Here is a 19,491-nt window from a genome sequence, read left to right on the forward strand (position 1 = left end):
CAGTAATCTCGTAAAAATTAAATCAAAATAATACAGAAACGCCTCCGATAACGGGGCGTTTTTTGTGTTTTTAAAGCGGAAATTATTTAGAATGAAAAAAAATAACCATAAAAGTGAAAATTTTTTAATAACAAATGAATAACTAATACGAAAATAGAGCGTGATAAGTAACCCGATGAGAGACAGTCATTTAGGTAAACAGGAGCCTGCGGTTTAACTGCGGACAGGATATTCCTGTTTTATGAATTAATATAAATAACTGATTTTCAATTGTTTATATCTAAAATATATTTGCATGTCTGAAAATTTCGTATTTACTTTGCAACCGAAAATTAAAACGACAGATTTTAAATTTTAAGAACTTTAAAACAAGAACAACATAATGAAACTATTGCATAACATATCTGATATGAATTCAACACAGCCCGGTGGACAGCCGAAAGGGCAGCGGTATGCGTGTAATGTTCTTCTTGACAATGAATTTATAAATGAAAGGTGCTTATATATATGGGTCAGCTAATGAACTCACATGCCTGAATATATGAGCGCCTCCGTAAAAGAGGCGCTTTTTTTATGCTGTAATGGTAAAGTTCAAATCATTTGATATCATAGGTGAAATTAGGAGCCATAGTAGATATCTTTTATTGGTAAATATCAAAAAATGACAAGCGAAGCGAGTGGGCCACTGACCACTCACTTCAAATAAAGGTCTGTTGAGGTAGTGGTAACCTTCCCGACTGTCTCTCGGGTACCGCGGGTTCGATTCCCGCATAGACCGCAAAGGTTCATCAAGCATCCGTTCCGGCTGTCTCCCGGAAATGATTCAAAAGTGAACCTGTAAGACTGGAAAGATAACGGTGGTTGTTTACCCGCCTTGGACGCGGGAGGTCATAGGTTCGAATCCTATTTTCCAGACTAATGGCTCCATTAGCATAGTGGTGAGTGCACCCGGCTTTCTACCGGGCGATAAGGGTTCTATTCCCTTATGGAGCACAAAAAGTCAATGATTAATGGTGAATTTTTGCTGCAGGATTAGATTTCAAAATTGTTAAGCAATGTGGATAGCCATTGATCATGTACAACAGCAATTGTTTCATAAGAGAGAAGAGGAAAAGCCCGTCAAGCGCAGACGATCTTTAAGCCAAAAAAACACAACAACAATAGATGGGCTTTCCTTAACTCAAATATAGTTGATGGCAATAATGGAAAAAGTAAACATAAGATAAATTTTAGAGCTGATAAAGCCTGTCTAAGCACAGAAGTTCTTATATCAAACAAAATAAGACGGGCTTTATTTTTAGCAAAACAGGTATCACGATGATGGAAAATCACTAATTACCCATAAACAAATGATGGTTCGCCGAAGCAGGAGAGTCGGGACGGTCTGCAAAACCGTTGCGTAAGCTGAGTGGGTTCAAATCCCATAACCATCTCAAAATACTAGAATGAGATTATTCCGGAGAAACAGAAAGCCTGTCGGGCGCAGAAGTTCTTATATCAAACAAAAATTAAGACAGGCTTTATTTTTCCGGGACTGATGATAAAAAACAGTGGGTTAATTAATTACTCATTGCTTATTATTCATTATTCATAAAAAGGGAAGCACACCGGAGTAGGAGAGCCGGTGCGGTCTGTAAAACCGTTGCATCCATGCTGGGCAGGTTCAAATCCTGCTGCTTCCACAAACCGCTGATAATGTAATGGCAGCATGCAGGAACTATACTCTTGTTGTTCAGGTTCGATTCCTGGTCAGATGGTCAGAAAAAGTAATATGCATATAGATGGGTAATAAGCAATGAGCAATAACTAATGCTGCTTACCCGTAAATAGTATATTTTAATATTACCCATTACTCATTAAATATCTAACACCCCTTTGTAATATAAAATTAATAGTTAAACAAATATGTAGAAAAAATGGAAACGCAACAAGAAATTTGGCAGAACATGACCGGAAAAATTTTCCGCAAACCTATCACAGAGCTGGTAGAAGAAGCCATTATCCGCGAACAGGCTCTGGGGTACCGGCTGAAAGTATGTGTGGGATCAGATTCCCATGTTTACGGTGATGCTATTAATTATGCAACGGCCGTAGTATTGATTCGTGAGGGAAAAGGAGCGTTTACCTTTATCAGAAAAGAAAGAGAATTCCAGCGGATCAGTATCAAAGAGCGGATGCTGAACGAAGTCAATAAATCTGTAGAAATTGCCTATGCAATCTGTTCAGTTCTGGATGCTTATGGAATAGAAATGGAGGTACACGCGGACATCAATACCGATCCTGATTTTAAATCCAATGTAGCCTTAAAAGATGCTATGGGATATATTCTGGGAATGGGATATGTATTCAAAGCAAAACCTTTTGCTTTTGCAAGTTCCAATTGTGCTGATATGATGGTGTAAATCAGGATATACCAGCTTCGGAATTGAGAATGTTGATCTGATACTGACATCCAGCTTTTCGCAATAAATATAAATAATAGTGAATACAATGGAAATGACAAAAAGATTACTCTTCCTGGATGATATACGGTATCCTTTCGAGGTATATCATTATACCCAAAATGATATTTTCAGGAGGAAGGACTGGTATATTGTGCGTAATTATGAGCAGTTTACCGGCAGGATTCTTGAACAGGGCCTTCCGGAAATGATTTCCTTCGATCATGATCTGGCAGATGAACATTATTTGAAAACTGGTAGTCAGGAGTTTGTCGAAAAGGCGGGATACGATTGTGCTAAATGGTTGGTCGAATACTGCATGGATCATTTATTAGATCTGCCGGAATTTTATTGCCATTCCCTAAATCCGGTAGGAAAAGAAAATATAGAAAGCCTTTTGAACAATTTTAAAAGGATATAATCAATGAAGTTCCGGTAATAAGATTGCCGGAACTTTTTACGATAGTAAAGACCGAATTACCGGAAAACAGGTTTTGCATATCAATCCGGCAACATTAGTCCGAGATTTTGTGCTGCGTAAATAGAATGCGTACTGATGGTTTTATCTTTGCAGAGCTTTAGCCACAAACGGATATTTTTCAGGGGCTCTTTTCCTTTTCCCCTTCTGGTTGATAGAATGCCATGCGTACCGTATAGAATAAACAAAAAAGAACATGAACAACAATATAATCGTTATCGATCTGGAAGCTACCTGCTGGGAGTATGACAGAACCCCGCCGGGACAGAAAACCGATATCATAGAAATAGGAATCTGCGAACTGAATAAATCAACAAGAGCAATTTCCGGGAAACAAAGCATTTATGTAATTCCTGAAAGATCCAAAATCAGCAATTTCTGCACCCAGCTCACCGGCATTACCCCTCAGCTGATTGAAGAAAAAGGAATTTATTTTGAAGAAGCCTGTGAGAAAATAAGGGATGAGTACCATCCGGAAATGCTTACCTGGGCAGGGTTCGGTGCATTCGACCGGGAGCAGATGATGCAGCAGTGCGATTATCTGGGTATTGAAAATCCTTTTTCGGGAAATTACCTCAATATTATGCATCTGTTCAGAAATTATAACGGACTCCACAAAATGATGGGACTTAAAAGAGCCCTTAAGGCCATGAACATGAATTTTGAAGGCCATCATCACAGCGGAGCGGACGATGCTTATAATGCAGCCAGGATTTTACGTGAAATCCTGTAATAACAACTAACAATAGAAAAATGAAAACAACAGACCATATATTAATTATAGACCTTGAAGCAACATGCTGGGATGATCGTCCGCCGAGAGGCCAGGAGAGCGAAATCATAGAAATCGGGGTCTGTCTTATGAATGCCGGAAACGGTAGGATTTTACGGAGCGAAGGCATCTTGGTAAAGCCTCAGTTTTCAGCAGTAAGTCCGTTCTGTACGGAACTTACTTCCATCACTCCGCAGATGCTGGATGACGAAGGGATTCTGCTGGAAGATGCCCTTGATATCCTGAGAGCAGAATATGATTCCGAAAACCTTACCTGGGCAAGCTACGGAAATTACGATCTGAATATGCTCCGGGACCAGGCAAGAAAGTTCCGTGTGGACTATCCTTTGGGGGATGACCATATTAATGTGAAAACCCTGTTCGGTGATCTGCATCCGGCAGTACGAAAAAGTGTCGGGATGGCCAGGGCATTGGGAGAATTGAACCTTAAACTCGAAGGAACCCATCACAGAGGTGTGGACGATGCCAGGAATATCACGAAGATTTTGTACTGGTGCCTGCAGCAGTATAAAACCTGAATGTACGGTATCTGAAGTGGTAACCTTGGTAAACCGATCATTTCATTATTCTTCCAACAACTTTATATACGTACAAATACATAGTCATGCATTACCTGTTGTGCTTCGGTAAAATAACAAATCAATGATGAAACATTACAAACCTATTCTTAAGGGAACACTGTATTGAGTTTTATACTCATTACAAATGAAAAAAATCAAACCGTTACGACAGGCTTTCGGAGCCGGTGAATATGAATGTATTGATTTTCCCAAGAAAATTTCAAATATCAGGATTTCCAGAATTTTATATGGCGATACAATGGGATGCTTACGTTGCTTTCCGCACGGAATTGAAACCGTTAATTCTAGACAGAATAAAATTCAGAAAAACTGGAAAAAATATAGAAATGTTCAGTGGAAAGCTAAATTATAATTTTGGTAAAACCACATTTGACCCAGGATATGATTAATCCAAAAAGGCTGTTGTTGAAACAGCCTTTTGTGATTTTCTTTTAAACAGGATCTTTTGTTTATTTGATTTCATCTTCGAAATTTTTCCTCCATTTGGAAAGAGTAGTCCTGCTGATCTTATACTTTCTGGACATATAACTGGTGGAAAAACCATGTTTCTGTTGGTATTTCAGAAGCTTGATCATCGTTTTCCTGTCATAGGTCTTCAGCTTTTGGTTGCTCTTCTGCATCTCTTTAGACTGTTGGAAAACTTTCTCATTGAAATTCAGTACATCTTCAGAAGTATTCAGGTTTCTTAGTTGCCTCTGTACTTTAGGATCGTTCAGCTTTTCGGGATCAGACTGTTTCAGCATATCCGTGAAAATTTTTACATAGTTGGGACGCATTCAATTGTGTTTTAAACGTTATTATCGGTATTTTTTTGCAACCATCGGTGCAGGGTACTTTTCGGAATAGAGTATTCTCTGATGATTTCGGTTTGATTCATCTCCCCCGACTGGATGCGCTTAAGGATGAAATTTTTAATTTCCTGCGTGTAGATATTTTTCCTGAAATATGGGATTTTGTCAGATTTCTTGGCATCTTTCTTCACGGCAGACGGCGGCGCATACAGGATAAGATGTGAGCTGTATAATCTGAAAAAATCATATTCCAACAGCTTACTCCATCTCAGGAGCAGATCTGTGTCTATCGATTTGCTCTCGTATACTTTTTCAATAAACTCTTCGTCTTTTTTGAGGAAATTACATATTCTTTCCATTGTTATTTCCTGCTCTGCAACTCTTTCTTTAATGAATTGCCCTATATGTATTTCTTTATATAACATTGTATGATGATAATTGTTTGTTAATTGTATCAATTTGCTGGCCTTTTTTAATTTTAGCCTATTCAATGTAAGATTTATTTCTGTTAAACCACCGGGTTTATCATAAAAATCTATCTTAATTTTTTCATGTTGATGTTTTTGATTCGCTGATTATTCAATGAAAGTTTATAGAATTATGCATTACTTTACATTTTCTTTTTATCAACCGGGAATATAGTATATATTTCAGCATCATAGGGTATTCCAATGTGGTAATTTATAAGTTTCATTGTTAGCTTCTGTTGGTCTCAAAATTAAAAAAATAAAAATTAAACCCAAATAGTGCATGAAAAAATATTGTAAAAAAGATGTTTTAATTAAAAATTGAAACATTGAATCATTCTCTAACAGAACAGCAAATAGATGAACGGCATGTAAATTATTCTGTATGGCTTACCTTTGCACCCAATGAAAACCGATTTTGCACTATTCGATTTTTCCACGAAAATCAACTATAAAAATGAAATCTTATCCGGGCTTACCGTTGCAATGACGATGATTCCTGAATCCTTGTCTTTTGCTATTCTTGCGGGACTGTCGCCTTTAACCGGCCTTTATGCTGCTTTTATCATGGGATTGGTAACGGCTGTTTTCGGTGGCCGCCCCGGAATGGTTTCAGGAGGTGCGGGAGCAACCATTGTGGTTCTTATAGCGCTTATCCAGTCTCACGGCATACAGTACTTGTTGGCTACAGTAATTCTGGCAGGGCTGCTTCAGACGGCGGTTGGTATTTTCAGGCTTGGTAAGTTTGTACGCCTGATCCCGCAGCCGGTAATGTATGGTTTTCTGAACGGTCTGGCCGTTATTATTTTTATGGCTCAGGTAGAGCAGTTTAAAATTACCGGTGTTGGTGGTTCGGTGAACTGGTTGCATGGAATGCCTTTATATATCATGGGCGGTTTAACGGTACTTACCATTGCTATTGTACTTATTTTCCCAAAAATCACCAGGGTAGTTCCTTCTTCCCTGGTCGCAATTCTTATCATCTTCGGTATTGTGGCGGTTACGGGTATCCAGACGAAGACGGTATCTGATATTGCTTCGGTAAGCGGTAACCTCCCTTCTTTTCATATTCCGGAGATTCCTTTTTCGTGGGACACCATGAAGATTATTTTTCCTTATGCCTTGATTATGGCCGGGGTAGGGCTTATAGAGTCGCTTCTAACCTTATCCATGGTGGATGAAATTACCAATACCAAGGGAAATGCAGACAGGGAGTCTGTAGCTCAGGGAGTGGCCAATATAACCAATGGTTTTTTTGGCGGTATGGGAGGCTGTGCCATGGTAGCCCAAACGCTAGTTAACCTTAATGCAGGTTCCAGAAGCAGGCTGTCCGGAATTATTGCTGCCCTCACGATTCTTGTTATTATTCTGGTAGGTGCTCCTTTTATTGAGAAGATTCCTATGGCTGCTTTGGTAGGGGTTATGATGATGGTTGCCATAAGTACGTTTCAGTGGGTATCTGTGCGCATCGTTAATAAAATGCCCAAATCCGATATTTTCGTAGGTATTACCGTTGCACTCATTACCATTGTACTGCATAATCTTGCACTGGCGGTTTTGGTGGGCGTGATCATTTCCGCACTGGTTTTTGCCTGGGACAATGCCAAAAGGATCCGTGCAAGAAAGCATACGGATGAACAGGGTATCAAACATTATGAAATTTATGGACCGCTCTTTTTCGGATCTGTTGCGGCATTTATAGAAAAATTTGACCCGGAAAATGACCCGGGGGAAGTTGTTATTGATTTTAAAGAGAGCAGGGTTGCGGATATGAGTGCGATTGATGCCCTGGATAAAATCTCTAAGCGATACCGGGAACAGCATAAAACCGTGCACCTCCGGCATCTGAGCGAAGACTGCATAATGCTGCTTAAAAATGCTGAAGCGGTGATCGATGTAAATATTCAGGAAGATCCTACGTATAAAGTAATGCCTGAACGATGAGGATTGGGCAAGAGCAATTTATGATGATCTTAAGCAATAATGCCTATCATATGAATATGAGGCAGCTCAGAAAAATAGAGACTGACCTAAAGGTCAGCCTCCATAATATAGAGAAAGTTACTTTTTGATGAATTTAAGCGGTTGAGTACCTTCGACTTCTATGATGTATGTTCCTCTCTGAAGTTCTGAAACCTGAATATTCTTCTTATCCGAAAGAGTACCGGATGATATTTTTCTTCCGTTCATATCAGTAATGACATAGGTTTTTGTTCCTTTTAAAGGCAGGCTGACACTGATGAAATCTCCTGCAGGATTTGGCGCAATGCTTCCTGCTGAGGTTTTTACTTCTTTGGTTGATAAAACTCCGGTGTACAGCTGGTTGACTTCTGATGCGCTTAGTGCCCTGTTCCAGATCCCCACATCATCAATGTTTGCAGCAATATAGCCCCCGCTTATGGCCCTGCCGATATAAAATGGCATTGCAGCCTGGGTGGCATTGGTGTAGGTGTTGGTTGCAGTCCCTACCGAAACGCCGTTTTTGTACACCTGCATCGTCTGGTTATTGTATACGGCTACATAATGTTCCCATTGTGAGGTTGAATAGGCCGGACCATTTACCCATGTCCACGATTGCCCCTGCTTATTGGTTCCGTAAATTGGTTTCGTAGTGTCACATTGAAAAAGCCAGATGAAATTTCCACCGGTATTGGATCCGCTCATGAGGGCAACCCCTTCAGTATTGCCGGACTTTTTCATCCAGAAAGAGATTGAGTGAGCTCCGGATAGAGAAAACGTGTAAGAGAGTGCATTGCTGCTAAGGTAACTTGTAGTACCGTTAAATGCATAAGCTGAATTGGGATTTCCATTGCGGTCGGCAGTAAGAGTGGCGCTGTTTACCATCAGGTTATTACCATTAGCGCTGGAGTCATTCGCGTTTCCGTTAAAACCCCACCATGCAACCAGTCCTGAGGCTGGTACATAATTGGGGGTTTGCGCAGTTGTACATAATGAAACCGCTAAAGCAGCAAATAAATAGATTTTTTTCATAGTAGTTTATTTAAACGTTTAAATATATCGCAATTTTACGAATATTTGTTAAATTATGCTAATTATAAGTATTAAATTTAAATTAAATGACTTTAAATTGTGTATTATTTTATTTAAAATATTTTGTTTTGATTATTTAATAATTGAATGGTTTTGACTTCAGGTGATTAATTGTAAATAAAATTCATTTGTTAAATAATATTGCATAAAATTGATCACTAAGTTTCATCTGATTCAGGGGAATCCTAATGATTGATCAAAATCTTAAAATATTATAAAAATCGGTTGCGTATTTTTAAAAATTTTATCTTTGAGGAGAATTGAATAATCCTGTCATTGTATTTGTCATAGATCGATGGATCCTTCAAAAAAACTTTTAACTCATCTATTTTGAAAACAGAAATCAATATTCAAGATCATGCCCACTTTTCCTTTGATTTGTGGCTTACTTTAATTAAATCACATCCTGAATTTAAGACTAAAAGAGCTGCGCTGTTTGCTGAATTTTTCAATATTAATCAGCCTGCCGTTAAAGTAAATGAAACCGTGAAGTATTATGATGATATGTGTAATACGATCAATGAAGTAATCGGGAACAATATAGATACATTTGAAATTTATATGTTGATTCTGGGGTCTTTGCAGGTGGATATAAGAGGAATAAAGCAGCAGCAGCTCCACGATTTTTATCAAGAAAGTGAGCGGCTGTTCATGGAATATCGGCCTGTAATCATTTTTGATAATTTGCATGCTTTGTTTGAGGAGATCAGGAATCAGGATAAGACGATAAGCATTCTTAGCAACACGGGATTCATAAAAGGAAGAACGATGCGTAAATTCCTTATTGAAGAGAATCTGGATGCCTATATTGATTTTCATGTCTATTCAGATGAGATTAATTGCTCAAAACCAAATCCGCTGGCTTTTCGTGAAGTTAAAAACAATATCAAAAATAAGAATATAGACATAAGCCAGGTCCTTCATATTGGTGATAATCCTGTTGCTGATTATAAAGGTGCCAGAGATTTCGGTTTTAGTGCCCATTTGCTTAAAATATAGATCAGAATGAATACACGATACAGTTTACATCATATACATACTGCTGAAGAATTTACCTTTTCACCAGAATCATACAGTTATTTTAAATACGGACTGACTTCATATGCTGAAAAATTTGCAAAAGAACTATTTGCAGGTTTTATTGTCAAACATGGAAATATGCTTTTGCAGAATAAGGAGATCGTAGTGCTGCCAAGTCCTTACATGGCGATTCCTACAGCATCCAATTTCCTGTGTTTCTATTTTAAGAAGCATCTGGACTTCTATCTGTTTCAGAAGGGAAAAAAATCCAGTGTTCTGTCTAAAATCAATCGTAACCAGACCTATATAACAGATTATGGGAACCTTAGTTTTGAAGAGCGTAAAAATTTGATTGCCAATGACACATATTATATTGATAAAGATTTCTTGAAAGGGAAGCTATGTCTATTTATAGATGACATCAAAATTACGGGTAGCCATGAATACACTGTGAATAAAATTTTGGATCAGTATAAAGTGGAAGGTGATTTCCTGTTTATATACTATGCTGAACTCATGAATAAAGATATAGATCCTACTATTGAAAACTTTTTCAATTATTATGCGGTCAAAAACGTGGAGCATGTAGCGGAGGTAATGAAAAGTCCCGATTTTGAATTTAATACACGAATTGTAAAATATATTTTAGGATTGGATTCAGGTAAATTTGATTATCTTACGTCTACAGTTAAAAAGGAGCAGATGGACCTATTATTAGAACTTGCCATCAGCAATAATTATCATTTAATAAAAGAGTACAAAAACAATATTAATATTTTAACACAAACCGAATTATATCATGGCTATTAATTTACAGAAAGGACAAAGAGAAAATATAAATGCCCCTAAATTTACAGTAGGATTAGGATGGGATACTAATAATACATCAACAGGAGGAGCTTTCGATTTAGATGCATCCTTATTTTTGTTGGGTGAGAATAAAAAGTTAATTTCCGATAACCACTTTATCTTTTATAATAATCTTGAATCTCCGGACAAATCAGTTATTCACTCAGGCGATAATTTGACCGGTGATGGGGATGGTGATGACGAGCAGATTAAGATTGATCTTACGAAAATTGATCCTGCTGTAAAAGAGATTACCGTAGTCGTAACTATCCATGAAGCAGATGCAAGAAGGCAAAACTTTGGACAGGTAAGAAATTCTTTTATACGGATTTTTAATACTGACACAAATGAAGAAATCCTTAAATATGAACTTGATGAAGATTTTTCAATTGAAACGGCAGTAGAGTTCGGAAGGATTTATAACAGAAACGGAGAATGGAAATTTGAAGCTGTGGGGACAGGACAGCGCGAAGGCCTTGAAAAATTTGTATCAATTTATCAATAATTTATCATGGATAATCAGGAAAATCAGTCCGTTGATCCATTTGGATCCATTGAGCCGCTAAAAACATTTGAACCAACTCCAATGTCTGCGCCGCCCGGCATGGCAACTCAAAATACGTCCTCTGCTCCATTGGTGGATAAGGAAGGAAACGTCAACCTTAACCAGCTGAAAACAGAGGAACGCCAGAAGTACGAAGTACTGGCAGATTCTATTGATGAAACAAACCCGGGATCGATAATAAATTTTGGTGCAGATCTCCAAAGAACGTTATCTAACCAGAGTGACAGTTTTCTTGGAAATGTAAGGAGATCGAATTCGGGAGAAGTAGGAGAGCTGATTAATAATCTGCTTGTTGAATTGAATTATGTAGACGTTGAAGAGCTCAATCAGAATAAATTCAAAAGCTTTTTAAGCAAATTACCTTTCATGAAAAGTGTCATGACACAGATTGAGAATTTATTTGCCAAATACGATAAGATCATCAACAATATAGACCAGATCTCATATAAGGTCAATGCCGGAATTATTACTTCTACTAAGGATAATGCTGTTTTGCAGACTATTTTTGAGAGTAACATAACGGCCATAAAGCAGATAGAAGAATTAGTGATTGCGGGAAATCTGAGAATGGAGAAAGCTGGGACTGAACTTACTGCTATGGAATCTGCACCACAAAATTATCAGGATTATCAGATTGCTGACAAAAGAGATTTTATTACCAGGTTAGACCGTAGGCTGGCAGATCTTAAGGTGGTCCGCCTGATTATGATGCAGTCTCTACCTCAGATCAGGCTGGTTCAGAATAATAACGTATCCATTGCTGAAAAGGCGCAGACTATTCTCACCACAACACTGCCACTTTGGAAAAATCAACTTTCACTGGCCGTTGCAATGTACAGGCAGCAGCAGAATATTGAAATTCAGCAGAAAGTTTCCTCTACAACAGAAGAAATCCTAAGAAAGAATGCGGAGCGTCTGGGACAGAACTCTGTGAATGTTGCCAAGGCTAATGAACAGACCATTGTTTCTATTGATACATTGAGGGAAACGACCTCAAAATTAATCAATACTTTAAATGAAGTGAAGCAGATCCAGAAGCAGGGAGCAGAAGGCAGAAGGAAACTGGATCAGGACTTAATGACTCTGGAACACGAATTAAAAGCAAACGTAAGAGGATAATAGCGGTTCAGAGGTGGAGGATGCTGTAAACATATTGGCTCAGAGTAGAAGAAGATTGACCAAACTTAAACTTCTTTCCAATTTTTTTGAGAACGTTGATATTATTTCGATCTATATTAAGACAGATATTATCCATAATCTTTTTCAGGAAAATAAAGCACTCGATTACAGCAAGCTTGAACTTTTTCACCTTCAGTATACTGACAGCCTTATTGAGCTCTTAAGCAAAATCAAGAGACAAAAGGAAAATGATATGCTGGCGGTAATCAATGAAATGGACGTTAATAATCAATACATTTCAGGTTTTGAAGAAAAGCATGAAAACAGTTTTGAAACAGATAGGAAAATGTACAGCAGTATTTTTTCAGATCAGCTGAAAAACCTGTACAGAGATCTTACCGAAGAAAAATTCCGGTTGAACTGGGATAATGTTTTATATTTCCATACAAAATATGCATCAGAATTCTATAGAGCGGATAGTGATGAAATTTTGCTGAAATCCGGTGTTTTTTCGGCATATCAGTACAGAGAATACCGGATCGAAAAGAAACTTTTGGGAAGGCTTAATATTCAAAATTTTAAGGTTCGCTTTATTTGCGGTTACTTGATATCCGGAAATGCCTATGAATTATTTAAAGTTTTTCAGTCGGAAGACCATTTCATTTTTGATATTGAAGGTAAACAAATGTATCTGATTGCTCCTGAAACCCTGAAAAAGTTGAATACTTTACCAAATGAATCGAACAAAGGAACCATTATCCATCAGTTGAAAATAAAAAACAGACAGCTGGAGGAAAAAATGGTTGAAAGAAAAAAAACATTGCCGGAGCAAATATCAAATGTACTCAAAGATTACATTAAAAATCTGGAAAATACAGACATCATGAGCAGAATATTTGACATTAATGAAGAAACAAATATTCTTCGCGCGATGCTGAATTTAAATCTTAATAACAATTGAAGTTAAATTGATCAATAAGTTTTACAATTACTGAATAACAACAATAAACTGAACATAAAATGGCTATCAACTTACAAAAAGGTCAGAGAATTAACCTAACTAAAGAAAATGGAACAACACTTACACAGGCTTGTGTAGGTATTAATTGGGGAGCAATTGAGAAAAAAGGATTTTTCGGAGGAATAACCAGAGAAGCAGTGGATCTTGACGGAAGCTGTATTTTATATGATGCTAATAAAAATGCAACGGAAGTAATTTATTTCGGGAATCTTAAGTCTAAAAACGGTGCCGTAAAGCATAGTGGCGATGATTTGACGGGGGATGTTGATGGGAATGATGGCCTTGATAATGAGGTTATTACGGTGGATTTTAGCAGTCTCGATTCCAGTGTTGAGCATGTAGCTTTAGTGCTGAACAGTTATAAAGGACAGGATTTCGGAACGATTCCTTTTGCTTCAATAAGAATTTACGAGGGAACTCCTACAAATGTAAGAGAAGTTTTTGCTAAATATGATATAGCTAATGATGCCTCTTTCAAAGGCCACGTGGCTATGGTAATGGGGATTTTCTATAAGAGAAACGGAGAATGGAAGTTCAATGCCATTGGAGATCCTACGGCAGATAAGAAATTGCAGCAAACCATTGAAACAGTAAAGCAGAAATATCTATAGGATTCAGTAAAACAGAGCTGAATTCTTCTTGAATAATAAGATAAAAACTAATGGCAATATTTGTACTTCTGTGCAACTATTGCTTTTATCATATAATACGCACATATAAAGTGAACAAACATCAAAGTATTTTAGAGCTGCATCCGGGTCTTGTCTGGGGTTTTGCAGTAACGGTGATCATCATGCTGCTCCTCGATTTGGGGGTTTTTAACAAGAAAAGTCATGAGATTTCTTCAAAGGAGGCTACCATCTGGTCTATAGTATGGATCTCGCTGTCAATGGTATTTTCAGGCGTTGTGTACTGGGTGTACAACTCAGACCTGGGATCTGGGAGCCATGCTCTGGCAATAGAAAAGTTTACCCAGTATCAGGCGGCTTACTGGATTGAAAAGGCACTTTCAGTAGATAACCTCTTTGTATTCATCCTTGTTTTCGGATTTTTCAAAGTTCCGAAGTACCTGCATCATAAAGTCCTTTTTTGGGGGATTATCGGGGCACTGATCTTCAGGGCAGTATTCATATTTGCAGGAGTAGGGCTGATCAACCTGACCTATCTACCGGAAATAAATATCTTTGGGCATCCCGTTAAGATCAACATCGTAATGGCCTTGTTCGGAATATTTCTTGTGTATGCGGGCATTAAATCCTGGGGCGGAGGGAGCGACGATGAAGATGAGGATTACAGCAATACTCCGGGAGCAAGATTAATCAAAAGGTTCTGGAAAGTTTCCGATACGTACGTAGGAGATCGGTTCTTTACAGTTCAGAATGGCATTAAGATGGCGACTCCGCTGTTGGTTGTGGTAGCCGTAATTGAATTTACCGATGTACTTTTTGCGGTAGATTCCATCCCTGCTATTTTCGCGATTTCCAATGATCCCTTTATCCTCTATACCTCTAATATATTTGCCATTTTGGGGCTCAGATCCCTTTATTTCCTGCTTGCTAATTTTATCCACATGTTCAGCAAGCTGCCTTATGGGCTGGCAATTATTCTGACATTCATAGGAATCAAAATGCTGATTGCACCCTGGATTCATATTTCTTCTCCTGTATCATTGGGGATTGTAGGCGGTATACTGATTATTTCTGTACTCCTGTCCGTTATATTTCCGGATAAAGAAACGAACAAGACACCCTAATATATAATTTCGCTAGACAATAGTTACTGCTCCTGAAAGAAATTCTTTTAGGAGCATTTATTTGTATATAACTAAGAAAAAACAGACAGACAGGTTTGTCTGTTTTAGTATTTTGGCTATCTTTGTTTGTATGCAATATAATTAAGATGAAATCTCCAAAAGAAAGAATTATAGATACAACATTTGTTTTGTTTGCGAAACAAGGCTACAATTCTACGGGAATCAACCAGATCATTTCAGAAGCCGGGGTAGCGAAAGCAAGCTTTTATCAGCACTTCAGATCCAAAGAAGACTTGTGCATTGAATTTCTTAATGTGAGGCATGAGTACTGGTTCAGTGAAATGCGGAATTTCTTGTGTGATGCTAAAGATGTACGTTCAAAGGTACTCAGTGCTTTTGATTTTCTCATCTACATGAATCAAAAGGAGGATTTCAGAGGTTGCAGTTTCCTAAATATCCTTTCGGAGATTCCAACAGATTATATCAGGATCCTGAGCGTGATCCAGTCTCATAAATCTGACCTCAGAAAATATTTTTCAGACCTTTTGCAGGATGATATGCTTTCAGATCATATCTATTTGCTTTTTGAAAGCAGCATCATAGAAAGCCAGCTGTTCAGATCGAATGAACTCATTGAAAAATCAAAAAATATAGTTGCCAATTTAATTTCATAAATTATGGAACAGAAACATCCGCTTCCGCCGTTTAGTGAAGAAACGGCCAAAGAAAAAATCCAGATGGCAGAAGATGCCTGGAACAGCCGCGATCCCGAGAAAGTTTCGAAAGCCTATACAGAAGACAGTGAATGGAGAAACAGAGATACGTTTATTTCCGGGCGAAAAGAAATAGTTCTTTTCCTGAAGGAAAAATGGGGGAAGGAACTTAACTATAAGCTCAGGAAAGAATATTGGGCGCACACCGGTAACAGGATTGCGGTCCGTTTTGAATATGAATATCAGACGGAAGAAGGGAAGTGGTTCAGAGCTTACGGAAACGAAAACTGGGAGTTTGATGAAAACGGATTTATGTCAAAAAGATATGCAAGCATAAATGATCTTGCCATATCGGAAGAAGAAAGGAAACTCAGATAAACAGTCTGATTTCAGGAGAGTACAGATTTGGAGTTTAGCCAATAATTATACCCCATGCAGGAGTTTATTGATTTTCCTTCTGGTCTGTACAGAAACCTGGTAAGCTTCTTTACGCAGCCTCTGTATCCTTCCTACAGGCTGAAAAATAGTTTTACTTTCAAAGGGGTTAAATGAAAGCAGTTCATTACTGCATTCACGCGGGTCCAGTAAAGAGCCTTTATCTAAGGACACAGTTCCGATTTTTATAAAAGGAGAATTTCTCCACTCTCTATTCAGCTTATTGACCGGCTGGTCTTTCAGATCATAACACAGCTGGATATAGACATCGGCAGTAAAATTATGCTCCGTCAAATAAGAATCAACCGCAAGCCTTTGCTTCATTGATTTCCCGAAATGTTTTTCTACGGATTTCGGAACAAGTTTAATTTTTGCCATATGATCCCCCAGTCTGTAGGCCCCAACAGAATGATAATTGAAAGAAAGCATGAAATGATTCCTCTTTACCATCAGCTTAGCCGCATTTTTAATGAAAGGGAACGTAAAAAAGCAGGGTATAACCTTTAAAAACTGCGCTGCAGCGGCCAATATGAAGGATCTGTTGACATAGGTGAACAGTTTCAGAAAGGTGCTTACAGAATTAATCGGGAATAGCGGGAAATTAACCAGAGGATAATTGGCAATCGTATTTCCATGGTCATTTATGATCTTCACGGCAAAACCATAAGCAGGAATATCTTTTCCTTTCTTGATGATTTTAGGATGGGCATTGGAAAGTCTTATGACAATGTCATATTTCTCTTTGTCGAAAAAAGGTTTAAGGAATCCCGGGGCAGATGGTGAGATCTGAAAAAATCCTTTCGCTACAGCATAGGTTTTTGCATGGGCATTCCGGGTGGCATAGTTGACATCGCTTACGGATGAAGACTGTTCAACAAAATCCGCAATACTTTTTTTATTGACTTCAAGAAGTTCCTGTTCCTTCTCCGTCAGTTCATCAAATTTCCTGTTGTATCTTAATGGCTCTGGCATCAGTTTTTTAAATTCAATAATAACGCCAAGTTCTGAATCGCGTGTTAATCCAGTATTAAGTTTTTTTGAAATTATTTCGCATCCTGGTGAGAATGTCATAACTCTAAAACAGCTTGTTTTTGAACTTATAGAATAACCTGCTGCCGTGTTAATTTAAAACTAAGAGATCCTGATCTTACAGCAATAAAAAGTATCTTTGCAAAAAACAACAGCAATGGGAGTATCCGATATCTTACAAAAACGCAAAAAGGAATTGGCTGAGAAAAACCTCAGGGACGGAAATGAATACAGGGAAGAATATGGTAAAAGAGAATCTGTAATTACTTTACCCAGCGGTCTTCAGTATGAGATCATTACAGAAGGAAACGGTGCGAAGCCCGGTCCTAAATCTACGGTTAAATGCCATTATCACGGTACCACTATTTCCGGTAAAATCTTTGACAGCTCTGTAAAAAGAGGGCAGCCGGCATCTTTTCCTCTTAACAGGGTGATTGAAGGATGGACGGAAGCTCTTCAGCTTATGCCTGTAGGAAGCAAATGGAGGCTGATCATTCCTCCGCATCTTGCCTATGGTGATCAGCAGATCAGCAAGGAAATAGGACCGAACAGCACACTGGTTTTTGAAGTGGAATTGCTCGATATCAAATAAGATATAATTAAATATACCTTAAAATTTACCCTGCCCAGGGTAAATTTTTTTATTTGTATTATATTAGTAGTACATAATTCAGGTTCAAAGCAGAGCTTTGCAGACGTAAAAATGTGGTTTGGCTGGCCATGTATTTGATATTATTATAAAACAGATCTATGAGAAAATTTTTGTACATTTTCTTTGCTCTCAGTATACTCACTTCCTGTGTATCTAAGAGAAACCAGGCCATCAGGCAGAACATTCTTACGCTTAGAGACAGTTACTGTAAGGCGCCATTCCAGTATAACTACTCCAATAGATTTCCCTCGCATAACTCAGATTCCATCCTGCTGGCTAATAGTCAACTTAAACCTATGTTTTCAGATCAGAGCATACTGATCCTTAATGCTTTGGATAACCTGGATGAAGTCTACAAGATCATTAAGCTTAAAAAAGACTCTTCCTTAACCTCGCAGGTACAAATCCTTCAGCTTAAAAGCAGGATCAACAGTAAGATAACCATTGCCCTGACTGAGCTGGACGCTGTCGCCGCTGAATTCGACTGCGAAGGAGAGCGTGTAGCCCAGATCGGGAATTATGTGGATAACCTGAACCAGTCCAGAAACAATAAAATGATCCTGTATTCCATTGTTGCCGGGGCTGCAACTTCTATTGCGGGAGGAATTGTGAAAGACGGCGGATGGAGTAATGCCATTGATATCGGTGGAGGTATACTTGGGGCGGGATTTGGTCTTGCTACCCTGAATCCTAAGGGGAAAAAGGTAGAATTTATCCACCAGCGAAACCTCTTGAGGGATATTTGGAATGAAAAACTTGAATCCCCTAATTTTCCACCTTTTATCTGGTACATGTATACAGAGAAAAAATTTTCCAATAAGGAAAAGCATTCCATTATCAGCAGCATGAAGGAAAGATGGCTGCATTACCAGTTTGACGATGATAAAGAAAAAGCAGATCATTCTGTCATATTTAAGGACGGAGGTTATTACCGGGCAGACGACCTCCATAACCGCGCGGCCATGCTTAACCAGATGCAGTCTGCTACCAGAACCATCAATCAGAATATCAACTACCTTTTGCTGGACCTGGACAGGCTTATTCTTTGATAGAGCTGACATAACTTAGGGTCATCTTTATCTTTGAATGAGAAATCAAACGATCCGAATTTGTACATTTGTTTTTATCTCTAAAGATGTCGGAATTAAAAAAAATCAGGGAAGCACAACATCTGACACAGGAAGAACTGGCAGAAAAATCAGGTCTTTCAGTCAGGACTATTCAAAGGATTGAGGCGGGGACCCAGCCCAAAGGATATACCCTGAAAACTCTGGCCAACAGTCTGAACATTGCCGAAAAAGATTTACTGACTTCGGCTATTCCTGAAGAAGAAAAAAATGATGAATTGTTTTCTTGGCAGGCAAAAGAGGAATCGGCCAATTATGCCGCGGTTAAAATCATCAACCTTTCTTCGCTGCCGCTTGCCTGGCTTCCGGTGGCTAATTTCCTGCTGCCGTTATTGCTTATGTATTGTATAAAAGATAAATCTATGCTGGCAAAACAGATCATTTCCCTCCAGATTTTTTTATCCGTTATCTTCCCAGTTATTTTCATGGCAGTCGTTTTTATGAAGCTCGGACATGCCTCCGTTACGCTGGCTATCGTTCTGCTGACATTTGCCAATATCTACATCATCCTTAGGAATGCCTATGAAATAGACCGGAAACGCAAGCTTTTCTACAAGCTGAATTTCAGTCTTTTATAGAGCTGTCAGGCAATTGTCAGGTTTTTGT

Annotated in this window: 22 protein-coding genes and 5 tRNA genes; 23 read left to right on the forward strand and 4 right to left on the reverse strand. The window is 38.3% G+C overall.

All coding sequences use genetic code 11. From position 1 onward, the window contains the following. The first annotated feature begins 707 nt into the window (after positions 1-707). The 10 genes from QE404_RS00690 to QE404_RS00735 all read left to right on the forward strand — a co-directional run bounded on the left by QE404_RS00690 (position 708) and on the right by QE404_RS00735 (position 4,645). Positions 708-778: transfer RNA gene (locus QE404_RS00690), tRNA-Asp, on the forward strand. A gap of 65 nt (positions 779-843) precedes the next feature. Further along, positions 844-915 (forward strand) — tRNA-Pro (locus tag QE404_RS00695). A gap of 6 nt (positions 916-921) precedes the next feature. Next, positions 922-993: transfer RNA gene (locus QE404_RS00700), tRNA-Glu, on the forward strand. A 358-nt stretch (positions 994-1,351) separates the two neighbouring features. Then, positions 1,352-1,433: transfer RNA gene (locus tag QE404_RS00705), tRNA-Cys, on the forward strand. 165 nt (positions 1,434-1,598) lie between these two features. Further along, positions 1,599-1,682 (forward strand) — tRNA-Tyr (locus tag QE404_RS00710). Positions 1,683-1,916: 234 nt separating this feature from the next. Next, positions 1,917-2,402, forward strand: coding sequence for a ribonuclease H-like YkuK family protein (locus QE404_RS00715; RefSeq protein ID WP_307445321.1), 486 nt, complete (start codon positions 1,917-1,919; stop codon positions 2,400-2,402). An 88-nt stretch (positions 2,403-2,490) separates the two neighbouring features. Then, on the forward strand, positions 2,491-2,862 hold the full coding sequence (locus tag QE404_RS00720) for a cyclic-phosphate processing receiver domain-containing protein (protein WP_307445324.1): 372 nt from the start codon (positions 2,491-2,493) through the stop codon (positions 2,860-2,862). Between the two features lie 253 nt (positions 2,863-3,115). Then, positions 3,116-3,652 (forward strand): 3'-5' exonuclease, encoded by a 537-nt coding sequence (locus tag QE404_RS00725; protein ID WP_307445326.1) that lies wholly within the window; start codon positions 3,116-3,118, stop codon positions 3,650-3,652. A 20-nt stretch (positions 3,653-3,672) separates the two neighbouring features. Then, positions 3,673-4,230, forward strand: coding sequence for a 3'-5' exonuclease (locus QE404_RS00730; RefSeq protein ID WP_307445329.1), 558 nt, complete (start codon positions 3,673-3,675; stop codon positions 4,228-4,230). Positions 4,231-4,417: 187 nt separating this feature from the next. After that, the gene (locus tag QE404_RS00735) at positions 4,418-4,645 is read left to right on the forward strand and encodes a phosphate ABC transporter substrate-binding protein (protein WP_307445332.1); all 228 of its coding nucleotides are present in this window, start codon (positions 4,418-4,420) and stop codon (positions 4,643-4,645) included. A 97-nt stretch (positions 4,646-4,742) separates the two neighbouring features. Here the strand turns inward: QE404_RS00735 and QE404_RS00740 are convergent, their stop codons facing one another. Beyond that, positions 4,743-5,069, reverse strand: a complete 327-nt coding sequence (locus tag QE404_RS00740) for a helix-turn-helix domain-containing protein (protein ID WP_307445333.1) — start codon at positions 5,067-5,069, stop codon at positions 4,743-4,745. An 11-nt stretch (positions 5,070-5,080) separates the two neighbouring features. Further along, a complete protein-coding gene (locus QE404_RS00745) occupies positions 5,081-5,509 on the reverse strand; it encodes a transposase (RefSeq protein WP_307445335.1) in 429 nt (142 codons plus the stop codon). Positions 5,510-5,956: 447 nt separating this feature from the next. Here QE404_RS00745 and QE404_RS00750 point away from each other — a divergent pair, with 447 nt between their 5' ends. Next, on the forward strand, positions 5,957-7,495 hold the full coding sequence (locus QE404_RS00750; protein ID WP_307445338.1) for a SulP family inorganic anion transporter: 1,539 nt from the start codon (positions 5,957-5,959) through the stop codon (positions 7,493-7,495). Positions 7,496-7,612: 117 nt separating this feature from the next. On the opposite strand, the gene QE404_RS00755 is transcribed toward QE404_RS00750, so the two are convergent. Beyond that, positions 7,613-8,542, reverse strand: a complete 930-nt coding sequence (locus QE404_RS00755; RefSeq protein WP_307445341.1) for a LamG-like jellyroll fold domain-containing protein — start codon at positions 8,540-8,542, stop codon at positions 7,613-7,615. Positions 8,543-8,932: 390 nt separating this feature from the next. Between QE404_RS00755 and QE404_RS00760 the strand changes: the two genes are divergently transcribed. From QE404_RS00760 to QE404_RS00800, 9 genes are all read left to right on the forward strand, one after another. Further along, positions 8,933-9,601, forward strand: a complete 669-nt coding sequence (locus QE404_RS00760) for an HAD family hydrolase (RefSeq protein WP_307445343.1) — start codon at positions 8,933-8,935, stop codon at positions 9,599-9,601. A 6-nt stretch (positions 9,602-9,607) separates the two neighbouring features. Beyond that, the gene (locus QE404_RS00765) at positions 9,608-10,432 is read left to right on the forward strand and encodes a phosphoribosyltransferase family protein (RefSeq protein WP_307445346.1); all 825 of its coding nucleotides are present in this window, start codon (positions 9,608-9,610) and stop codon (positions 10,430-10,432) included. Beyond that, positions 10,422-10,976 (forward strand): TerD family protein, encoded by a 555-nt coding sequence (locus tag QE404_RS00770; protein WP_307445349.1) that lies wholly within the window; start codon positions 10,422-10,424, stop codon positions 10,974-10,976. The genes QE404_RS00765 and QE404_RS00770 overlap by 11 nt, the downstream gene beginning before the upstream one ends. A gap of 6 nt (positions 10,977-10,982) precedes the next feature. Beyond that, positions 10,983-12,155, forward strand: a complete 1,173-nt coding sequence (locus QE404_RS00775; protein ID WP_307445352.1) for a toxic anion resistance protein — start codon at positions 10,983-10,985, stop codon at positions 12,153-12,155. 55 nt (positions 12,156-12,210) lie between these two features. After that, the gene (locus QE404_RS00780) at positions 12,211-13,116 is read left to right on the forward strand and encodes a hypothetical protein (protein ID WP_307445355.1); all 906 of its coding nucleotides are present in this window, start codon (positions 12,211-12,213) and stop codon (positions 13,114-13,116) included. 59 nt (positions 13,117-13,175) lie between these two features. After that, complete coding sequence (locus QE404_RS00785; RefSeq protein WP_307445357.1) at positions 13,176-13,787, forward strand: TerD family protein; 612 nt, start codon at positions 13,176-13,178, stop codon at positions 13,785-13,787. Positions 13,788-13,897: 110 nt separating this feature from the next. Next, complete coding sequence (locus tag QE404_RS00790) at positions 13,898-14,929, forward strand: TerC family protein (RefSeq protein ID WP_307445359.1); 1,032 nt, start codon at positions 13,898-13,900, stop codon at positions 14,927-14,929. Positions 14,930-15,075: 146 nt separating this feature from the next. Next, positions 15,076-15,603, forward strand: coding sequence for a TetR/AcrR family transcriptional regulator (locus QE404_RS00795; RefSeq protein ID WP_307445362.1), 528 nt, complete (start codon positions 15,076-15,078; stop codon positions 15,601-15,603). A gap of 3 nt (positions 15,604-15,606) precedes the next feature. Beyond that, entirely contained in the window at positions 15,607-16,020 is a 414-nt protein-coding gene (locus QE404_RS00800) for a nuclear transport factor 2 family protein (protein ID WP_307445365.1), read from the forward strand. Between the two features lie 45 nt (positions 16,021-16,065). Here QE404_RS00800 and QE404_RS00805 read toward each other — a convergent pair whose 3' ends face one another. Beyond that, positions 16,066-17,049: a catalase gene (locus QE404_RS00805; protein WP_307445367.1), complete on the reverse strand. Its 984-nt coding sequence runs from the start codon at positions 17,047-17,049 to the stop codon at positions 16,066-16,068. Between the two features lie 196 nt (positions 17,050-17,245). Between QE404_RS00805 and QE404_RS00810 the strand changes: the two genes are divergently transcribed. From QE404_RS00810 to QE404_RS00820, 3 genes are all read left to right on the forward strand, one after another. Continuing rightward, entirely contained in the window at positions 17,246-17,698 is a 453-nt protein-coding gene (locus QE404_RS00810) for an FKBP-type peptidyl-prolyl cis-trans isomerase (RefSeq protein WP_307445369.1), read from the forward strand. 158 nt (positions 17,699-17,856) lie between these two features. Then, the gene (locus tag QE404_RS00815; RefSeq protein WP_307445371.1) at positions 17,857-18,807 is read left to right on the forward strand and encodes a hypothetical protein; all 951 of its coding nucleotides are present in this window, start codon (positions 17,857-17,859) and stop codon (positions 18,805-18,807) included. A gap of 86 nt (positions 18,808-18,893) precedes the next feature. After that, positions 18,894-19,463 carry a helix-turn-helix domain-containing protein gene (locus tag QE404_RS00820; protein WP_307445374.1) on the forward strand — a complete coding sequence of 190 codons (570 nt, stop codon included), beginning with the start codon at positions 18,894-18,896 and terminating at the stop codon, positions 19,461-19,463. Positions 19,464-19,491: the final 28 nt, after the last annotated feature.

The sequence above is a fragment of the Chryseobacterium camelliae genome (genome assembly GCF_030818575.1).
Taxonomy (GTDB): Bacteria; Bacteroidota; Bacteroidia; order Flavobacteriales; family Weeksellaceae; genus Chryseobacterium; species Chryseobacterium camelliae_A.

Bases quoted from the DNA above. Each gene is read 5' to 3' on its own strand.
- QE404_RS00745 (WP_307445335.1), bottom strand. From the start codon at position 5,509: ATGTTATATAAAGAAATACATATAGGGCAATTCATTAAAGAAAGAGTT.
- QE404_RS00730 (WP_307445329.1), top strand. From the start codon at position 3,673: ATGAAAACAACAGACCATATATTAATTATAGACCTTGAAGCAACATGC.
- QE404_RS00785 (WP_307445357.1), top strand. From the start codon at position 13,176: ATGGCTATCAACTTACAAAAAGGTCAGAGAATTAACCTAACTAAAGAA.
- QE404_RS00770 (WP_307445349.1), top strand. From the start codon at position 10,422: ATGGCTATTAATTTACAGAAAGGACAAAGAGAAAATATAAATGCCCCT.
- QE404_RS00820 (WP_307445374.1), top strand. From the start codon at position 18,894: ATGTCGGAATTAAAAAAAATCAGGGAAGCACAACATCTGACACAGGAA.
- QE404_RS00740 (WP_307445333.1), bottom strand. From the start codon at position 5,069: ATGCGTCCCAACTATGTAAAAATTTTCACGGATATGCTGAAACAGTCT.
- QE404_RS00800 (WP_307445365.1), top strand. From the start codon at position 15,607: ATGGAACAGAAACATCCGCTTCCGCCGTTTAGTGAAGAAACGGCCAAA.
- QE404_RS00725 (WP_307445326.1), top strand. From the start codon at position 3,116: ATGAACAACAATATAATCGTTATCGATCTGGAAGCTACCTGCTGGGAG.
- QE404_RS00775 (WP_307445352.1), top strand. From the start codon at position 10,983: ATGGATAATCAGGAAAATCAGTCCGTTGATCCATTTGGATCCATTGAG.
- QE404_RS00750 (WP_307445338.1), top strand. From the start codon at position 5,957: ATGAAAACCGATTTTGCACTATTCGATTTTTCCACGAAAATCAACTAT.
- QE404_RS00715 (WP_307445321.1), top strand. From the start codon at position 1,917: ATGGAAACGCAACAAGAAATTTGGCAGAACATGACCGGAAAAATTTTC.
- QE404_RS00720 (WP_307445324.1), top strand. From the start codon at position 2,491: ATGGAAATGACAAAAAGATTACTCTTCCTGGATGATATACGGTATCCT.
- QE404_RS00735 (WP_307445332.1), top strand. From the start codon at position 4,418: ATGAAAAAAATCAAACCGTTACGACAGGCTTTCGGAGCCGGTGAATAT.
- QE404_RS00765 (WP_307445346.1), top strand. From the start codon at position 9,608: ATGAATACACGATACAGTTTACATCATATACATACTGCTGAAGAATTT.
- QE404_RS00805 (WP_307445367.1), bottom strand. From the start codon at position 17,049: ATGCCAGAGCCATTAAGATACAACAGGAAATTTGATGAACTGACGGAG.
- QE404_RS00815 (WP_307445371.1), top strand. From the start codon at position 17,857: ATGAGAAAATTTTTGTACATTTTCTTTGCTCTCAGTATACTCACTTCC.
- QE404_RS00795 (WP_307445362.1), top strand. From the start codon at position 15,076: ATGAAATCTCCAAAAGAAAGAATTATAGATACAACATTTGTTTTGTTT.
- QE404_RS00755 (WP_307445341.1), bottom strand. From the start codon at position 8,542: ATGAAAAAAATCTATTTATTTGCTGCTTTAGCGGTTTCATTATGTACA.